Origin of the sequence: Saccharothrix sp. ST-888, assembly GCF_000955975.1 — a bacterium.
Classification (GTDB): Bacteria; Actinomycetota; Actinomycetes; order Streptomycetales; family Streptomycetaceae; genus Kitasatospora.
This window is the reverse complement of the sequence record NZ_JYJF01000276.1, coordinates 1-1341: the sequence shown is the minus strand read 5'-3', so window position 1 is coordinate 1341 and position 1341 is coordinate 1. Positions and strand designations below refer to the sequence as shown.

Annotated in this window: 1 protein-coding gene; it reads right to left on the bottom strand. The window is 74.1% G+C overall.

The genetic code is table 11. The features are described from left to right. On the bottom strand, positions 1-1341 hold a 1341-nt coding region (locus UK12_RS32590), incomplete at both ends, for a condensation domain-containing protein (RefSeq protein ID WP_045306821.1).

The following is a 1341-nucleotide window of genomic DNA, read 5'->3' as shown; positions in this document are numbered from 1 at the left end:
CCAACCGCGTGTACAACGCCGCCAACCCCGCCTGCAGCACCATGAACAGACTCGCACCCGAACGCCTCGCCAACTCCACCAGCGCGGCATGCAGTTCGGGAGTGAGCTCAAGCCCGATGTGGTCGCCCCGGTAACCGGCGACGGCCGGCCGGGGGCGGTCCGCGGGCAGCTGCAGCCGCTCCGGGAGGTCGGCCAACTGCGTGGTCCAGTAGTCGAGTTGCTCGGCAAACCGGCTCTCGGGGTCGTCGGCGTCACCGAGCAGGCCGCGCTGCCACAGGGTGTAGTCCGCGTACTGCGCCGGCAGGGCCGGCCAGTGCGGCGTACGGCCCTCGCACCTGGCGGCGTACGCCGCGGCGAGGTCGCGGGAGAGCGGGCCGGTGGACCAGCCGTCGCCCGCGATGTGGTGCATCACCAGCAGCAGCACGTGCTCGTCCGGCGCGAGCACGAACAGCTCCGCCCGCAGCGGCGGTTCCGTCGCCAGGTCGAAAGGCTGCCGTGCCGCCTCGGCGAGTCGCTCGGGCAGGTCGGCCTCTCGCACCTCGGCCGGCCGCACCCGGGGTCGCGCCGTGTCGGGGTCGAGGACACGCTGGCACGGAGCGCCGTCGACCTCCGGGAAGACCGTCCGCAGGCTCTCGTGCCGGGCCACCACGTCCGCCAGCGCGTTCTCCAGCGCCTGCCGGTCGAGCGTTCCGGTCAGCCGGAGCGCCAACGGGATGTGGTAGGCCGCGGTAGCGCCGTCCATCCGGTGCAGGAACCACAGCCGGTTCTGGGCGAAGGACAGCGGTACCACCTCGGGGCGCTCGCGTGCGGCCAACGCCGGGCGAACCCGGCCTGCCTCGGCCAGCGTCGCCGAGAGCCCTGCCACGGTCGGCGTCTGGAAGAGCCCGCGCAGTCCCACCTCGACACCGAGCGTCGAGCGCATCCGCGCGACCAGCCGGGTGGCGAGCAGGGAGTGCCCGCCCAGGTCGAAGAAGTCGTCGTCGACGCCGACCTGCGGCACCCCCAGCACCTCGGCGAACAGCTCGCACAGGATCTGCTCCTGCGGCGTGCGCGGCACCCGGCCCGCCCCCGCACTCCCGGAGACGGGCGCCGGCAGCGCCGCACGGTCCAGCTTCCCGTTCGGCGTCAGCGGCAGTGCCTCCAACAGCACGAAGACCGCCGGGACCAGGTAGTCCGGCAGGCGGCCGGCCAGGTGTCCGCGCAGATCGGCCACTCGGACGGTCGCGTTCTGGTGCGGGACGGCGTAGCCGACGAGCCGGTCGTCGTGGGCGAGGACGGCGGCCTGGGCGACGCCGGGGTGCTCGGCCAGCGCCGCCTCGACCTCGCCGAGCTCGACCCGGA